Origin of the sequence: Christiangramia aestuarii (assembly GCF_009735585.1) — a bacterium.
Taxonomy (GTDB): Bacteria; Bacteroidota; Bacteroidia; order Flavobacteriales; family Flavobacteriaceae; genus Christiangramia; species Christiangramia aestuarii.
In genome coordinates this window covers 1-480 of sequence record NZ_VJVW01000061.1, presented here as the reverse complement: position 1 = coordinate 480, position 480 = coordinate 1, and the positions used below count along the sequence as shown (strand labels likewise).

General features: G+C 63.3%; 1 pseudogene. It reads left to right on the top strand.

The features are described from left to right. Positions 1-318, top strand: a pseudogene (locus FLP08_RS16915) (hypothetical protein); the annotation flags it as partial. Positions 319-480: the final 162 nt, after the last annotated feature.

Below are 480 nucleotides of genomic sequence, written 5' to 3'. Positions count from 1 at the left end.
ATGCTGATCACCGCCCATGGCGGGCGCACCGAGTTCTACGTCTATCAGGGGATCGACGCGCAGTACGTCTACAACGCCGCGCGCAACGTCGAGGTCGCCACCTGGATGCTGGCTACCCGCAAGGACGACAAGGGTGCCCCGTTGCTGCTTTCCAACGCCCTCACCGACGACGCCAGCAACCTCAGCTACGCCCGCGAGTTCGCCAAGATCGTCGCGCGCCTGGACCTGCTCGCCGAGGTGCTCGGCGAACGCTACCGGCGGATCAGCGTGAACTACGCCCAGGGACTGCTGTTCATGCATTTCCTGCCGGTGCAGTGAGCCGATGCTCCCGGGGTGAACGAATATGTCGCAGCACGGTAAGTGTTTTGCCTTGCCGGCTCGTTAAGCTCTGTCGGATATGACCGGCGGGTCGCTCGCCGAAAAAGGGCGGTTCCCGGTCAGCCTTTGCTGTGCGCCTGCCTGCCTGGATTAATGCTCAGC